This window comes from Citrobacter sp. wls615 (genome assembly GCF_005281355.1).
GTDB classification, from domain to species: domain Bacteria; phylum Pseudomonadota; class Gammaproteobacteria; order Enterobacterales; family Enterobacteriaceae; genus Citrobacter; species Citrobacter werkmanii.
In genome coordinates, this window is sequence record NZ_SZXM01000085.1 from 1 (window position 1) to 5,108 (window position 5,108).

General features: G+C 57.4%; 2 protein-coding genes and 2 pseudogenes. 1 reads left to right on the forward strand and 3 read right to left on the reverse strand.

All coding sequences use genetic code 11. The features are described 5' to 3' along the window. Positions 1-188 precede the first annotated feature (188 nt). Positions 189-704 carry a GNAT family N-acetyltransferase gene (locus FDX04_RS21690; protein ID WP_057072932.1) on the forward strand — a complete coding sequence of 172 codons (516 nt, stop codon included), beginning with the start codon at positions 189-191 and terminating at the stop codon, positions 702-704. Positions 705-731: 27 nt separating this feature from the next. Here the strand turns inward: FDX04_RS21690 and FDX04_RS21695 are convergent, their stop codons facing one another. The 3 genes and pseudogenes from FDX04_RS21695 to FDX04_RS21705 all read right to left on the reverse strand — a co-directional run bounded on the left by FDX04_RS21695 (position 732) and on the right by FDX04_RS21705 (position 5,024). After that, the gene (locus FDX04_RS21695) at positions 732-2,714 is read right to left on the reverse strand and encodes a methyl-accepting chemotaxis protein (RefSeq protein ID WP_137371462.1); all 1,983 of its coding nucleotides are present in this window, start codon (positions 2,712-2,714) and stop codon (positions 732-734) included. 219 nt (positions 2,715-2,933) lie between these two features. Next, positions 2,934-3,889: pseudogene (locus FDX04_RS21700) on the reverse strand (Ldh family oxidoreductase). Between the two features lie 88 nt (positions 3,890-3,977). Further along, positions 3,978-5,024, reverse strand: a pseudogene (locus FDX04_RS21705) (zinc-binding alcohol dehydrogenase family protein). Positions 5,025-5,108 lie beyond the last annotated feature (84 nt).

Sequence of the window (5,108 nt, forward strand, 5' to 3'; positions counted from 1 at the left end):
CACTAAATCAGTAAGTTGGCAGCATTACCCGTGCCCGCAGGGGTATTTGAAAAATATGCGCTGGGTATTACCCCTGGTCAGAAACGGCTGTTGAGCATTCGCAAAACGCCGGATAATGCGATGATTATCAGTAACTTTTATTCGCCAATTTTGGTTTGCGCCGGTTAACGACAGGCTATACTTGCCCCATGATAACTCTCGTTCGTCCGACCATTGCTGCGGATATCGCCGCACTTCCAGACATTGAACGCGCCGCCGGGCAATGCTTTCGGCAGATCCCCGAATTGAGCTGGCTCGCTCAAGGCCCCGTCATCTCTGCCCGTTGCCATCAGCATTATCTGCAGCAGGAAATGAGTTGGGTGGTAGAACACAGCGGTCAACCGCGTGGTTTTCTGTTAGCAGAAGCACAGGATTCGACGCTGTTTATTGTCGAGCTCTCCGTGCATCAGGCGAGTCAGGGAATAGGGTTAGGTCGACGCCTTCTTAGCGATGTCGCGGTAGAGGCCAAAGCAAGGAGCTTCACGTCGCTCACGCTCACCACCTTTCGGGATGTACCCTGGAACGCGCCGTGGTATGCCCGAATGGGATTCGAAATGCTACCGGAAACGTCATTGAACGCTGCGCTACGGCAAAAGCTGGCACAAGAAGTGGCGCACGGCATGGCGTATGAATCACGCTGCGCCATGCGCCTGATGCTGAGCTAATGCGCCCTGACAGGGGCGCATGTCATATCAGAAGGTTTCCCAGTTTTCCCCGGTGTCGGTTGCCGCCGCTTTACGCAGCGTACCCGGCGCTGGCGCAGCGGCCACGCTGACCGGTTCGCGCGCGGTACTTGCCTGGCCCTGCTGGATGCGGAACACGGCCACCGCCTGCGTCAGTCGGCTAGCCTGCTCTTCCAGCGCCGCGGCGGCTGCCGCGGACTCTTCCACCAGCGAGGCGTTCTGTTGGGTGACACGGTCCATCTCCGATACCGCCAGGCCAACCTGGTCGATACCCCGGCTCTGCTCGTCAGATGCGGAAGCAATTTCGCCCATGATATCGGTTACGCGGGTTACCGCATTCACGATTTCATCCATGGTTTCGCCCGCGCTTTCTACCAGCGTGGAACCGAGGTCAATGCGGTTTACCGAATCTTCAATCAGGCTCTTAATTTCCCGTGCCGCCTGGGCGCTGCGCTGCGCCAGGTTGCGAACTTCACCCGCGACCACTGCAAAACCACGCCCCTGTTCACCGGCACGTGCGGCTTCCACCGCGGCGTTCAGCGCCAGAATGTTGGTCTGGAAGGCAATACCGTCAATCACGCTGATAATGTCGGCGATTTTCTGCGAACTGGCGGTGATATCGCGCATGGTCTGCACCACGTTATCCACGACTTTACCGCCCTTCTGCGCGGTTTCCGATGCGCTCAGCGCCAGATGGCTCGCCTGACGGGCGTTTTCGGCGTTCTGCTTCACGGTCGCCGTCAGCTGTTCCATGCTGGCCGCCGTTTCTTCCAGAGAAGCCGCCTGCTGCTCGGTACGCGAGGAGAGATCGTTGTTGCCCATCGCAATCTCGCTGGCGCCGCTGTAAATCGCGTTGGCACCGTTACGCACATCACCCACGGTGTTCATCAGCTCACCCTGCATATGACGCAGACTTTCCGCCAGTTGGCCAATCTCGTTGGAACCTTCCACCTCAATACGCTTCACCAGGTCGCCGCTGGCGATATGACGAATGCTGTCGATCAGACGGTTCATTGGGGAGATAAGAGTCAGTTTGATGCCGAACCAGACCGCAATAATTGCTTCCATACTCGCCGCCGTCTCTTCCAGAGAAGCCGCCTGCTGCTCGGTACGTGAAGAGAGATCGTTGTTACCCATCGCAATTTCACTCGCGCCGCTGTAAATCGCGTGAGCCCCCTGACGAACTTCGCCCACGGTGCGCGCCAGTTCACCCTGCATATGGCGCAGAGAGTGTGCCAGCTCGCCCATTTCGTTGTCGCTTTCCACGTCGATGCGTTTGACCAGGTCACCGCCCGCAATGTGGCGAATGCTGTCGATTAAACGATTCAGTGGTTCGATAAGCGTCTTGCGCACGCCCAGCCAGACGGAGATGATCACGGCCAGTACGGCGATCATCATGCTAAACAGGATCCACATGGCCTGCGTGTAGGAGGCATTGCTGTCGTTGACCGCCAGGTCGTACAGGCTGTCGTTCTGTTGCAGATAGTTGACGTACGCCTTCTCAAAGCCGTCCTGATAACCCTGAGTCGGTTGGTCGAAGAAGTCGTTGATTTTGCCTGCACCCAGCAGTTGGATAAGCTCGGACAGCGCGCCGTGGTAGATGTCGTAGTTACGTTTGATTTCCAGCGCCGCCGCTTCGCTCTGACGCGGGTCACGCGGCATCGCTTCGTACTCGGTCCAGCGTTTTTCCGCATCAGACAGTGATTTGGTGGCAATCTGCATCAACTCGGCAACGGTAGCGCCGCTGCCGATATTGTTCTGATCCATCATGTAACGGATCCCGGCACGGTTCAGGGTATTGTGGGTTTGCAGCAGAGCAACCCAGCTCCCGTTCAGCCAGGACTGCTGCTGACGCACAGTTTGCAGAATGGTGAAGTCCTCTTTGTCATGCTTCAAAGAGTTAAAGAAAAGTCCCCCTGACGCCAGCTGTAACAGGCCAAACAACACCAAAACCAGCACGAGGCTGGTGACGATCTTTATACGTTTTAACATGTTTCTCTTTCCTCCGGACGAATAAGGAGTTTTCGGTGGGAAAAGACAAAACTTTATAGAAATTGTGACAATTAATACGGGTAGCGGCGCGATTTTGCATCACCGAGCGTGCCTGTTCCCCCTCACCCTAGCCCTCTCCCCATAGGGGAGAGGGCACCGATGAGTGCAGATTGACGAATCGCGTAGCCCGGCCAAGCGCAGCGCCGCCGGGGATGCTCGTTACCCGCGCAGCGCACAAATCTCGTCGTACAGGCCACGAGAAACATCCAGCCCATGCAGCTCACTTCGCTCGCGCGCCAGATAGCGCCGCGCGCCAGATGCGTCCCGGCCTCTGCTCCCAGGAAACGCTGAGGGTCGAGCGCCAGAATCAACTCGCCGCCGTACGGCAGGCCGCCCGCGCCGTTATCCGACGCCAGCGATTCGGCGCTGGTCATATCGCCAATCAGCGGGCCGGCGAACAGTTCCACCATCGCCGCCAGCGCCGAGCCTTTATGGCCGCCGAAGGTCAGCATCGCCCCGTCCAGCACCGCCTGCGGGTCGGTGGTTGGCTGGCCGTCGCTATCAATCCCCCAGCCTTCTGGAATTGGCTTACCCGCCCGTTGGTGCAGCTGAATTTCACCGCGCGCTGCGGCGCTGGTCGCCATATCAAAAATAAACGGCGGCTTCGCACCGCGTGGCCAGCCGAACGCAATCGGGTTGGTGCCGAACAGCGGCTGGGTGCCGCCCGCCGGGGCCACCCACGCGTGGCTTGGCGTACAGGCGTAACCCACCAGCCCCACGTCGGTCAGCGGTTCCACGTCGGCAAACAGCGCCGAGAAGTGCACGCAACGGTTGATCGCCAGCGCCGCAATCCCACAGTGGCGAGCTTTTTCAATCAGCAGCGGCAGCGCCTTTTCATAGGCACACAGCGAATACGCCCCGTTGGCATCCGCTTTAACGATAGCGGGCGCCTGATCGACAATCGTCGGTTCCGCATCCGGCGACACCTTGCCTTTGCGCAGAGTTTCTACGATCCCCAGCAGGCGCCACAGGCCGTGTGAAGCACAGCCGTCGCGTTCACCCGCGGTGATGTTGCGGGCGATAGCGTCGGCGTGTGCGGCTGAAAATCCGTTTGAGCTGAGGACGTCGAAGGCCAGTTGATAGGCTTCCTTAAGCGCGATGTTTACCGTTGTCATGTTTTTCTCCATATTGTCGGACAGGCTTTAGCGCAGACGGAGGCGCAGGTTTTACTTAGTTAAAATATTGATTTACATTACATTTATTTTATTGAGCGCCAGCAATGTTCTCGCTAAACTCTATCACGCCTTTAATCAGCCGTGGATTATTGATGACATCTCGTTCATAGGTGCTACCCAACTCATCAAAGTGCAACCGGTGAGTCAGCAGCATGTCGGCGCGCAGCAGCCCACGCTGCATCAGCTCCCCCACCCGCGCAAAGTCCGCTTTTGTGGCGTTTCGGCTGCCCAGCAGCGTGGTCTCTTTTTTATGGAACTCCGGATCAGAGAACTGCAGGTCGCCTTTAAACAGGCCGACAAATACAATGCTGCCGCCGTGGCGAATCAACTCCACCGCGCGATTCATCGACTGCGCGCTGCCGGTGGCATCAATCACCGTCTGTGCAAGGTCACCGCCAAAGCTATCGCGCAACTGAGTGAGGAAGTCATCGGCCAGCGGATCGAGAGCCGGTAACGCCAGCTGGTGCGCCACATGCGCGCGGCGCTCCGGGCTAGTATCCACCATCACCACCTGCGCGTCTTCCGCCGCCGCAATGGCTGCCGTCCCCAGCCCAATTGGCCCAGCGCCCACCACCAGGACCGCGTCACCGGGCTTCACCGCCGCACGGCGAACCGCATGTGCGCTGATGGCAAACGGCTCGATCAGCGCAACCGCTTCGGGTGCAATGCCTTCCGCCAGCAGGATGTTTTGCTCAGGTACGCATAAATATTCGCTGAACCCACCATCACGATGTACGCCAATCACCGCAATATTTTCACAGCAGTTCTCTCGCCCGCTCCGGCACGCAGAACATTCATGGCAGGAGACATAAGGGATCACCGCGATCTGCTAACCAACGTGCCAATGGTCAGTCTGGCTGCCGAGCGCGACGATCGTCCCGCAAATTTCATGTCCTAATACGCGAGGGTAGCTGAAAAAAGGTTGTTTCCCTCGCCACGCATGAATATCTGTTCCGCAGATACCAACCGTTTTTACCTTTATTAAGACCTCATGTTGTTGTGGTTTTGGAATATTTCTTGATTGCCACGTTAATTCACCCGGTTGCTGACAAACCCATGTTTTCATCATTGCCATTACGACGTCTCCTGTTTTCGTTATGGTTGTTATTGTGGATTTCAGAGCGTTTCAGGGTAATGACTCCAACTTACTGATAGTGTT

What these genes read in the sequence shown, in the direction of transcription:
- FDX04_RS21690 (WP_057072932.1), top strand. Translation starts at nt 189, where the DNA reads ATGATAACTCTCGTTCGTCCGACCATTGCTGCGGATATCGCCGCACTT.
- FDX04_RS21695 (WP_137371462.1), bottom strand. Translation starts at nt 2,714, where the DNA reads ATGTTAAAACGTATAAAGATCGTCACCAGCCTCGTGCTGGTTTTGGTG.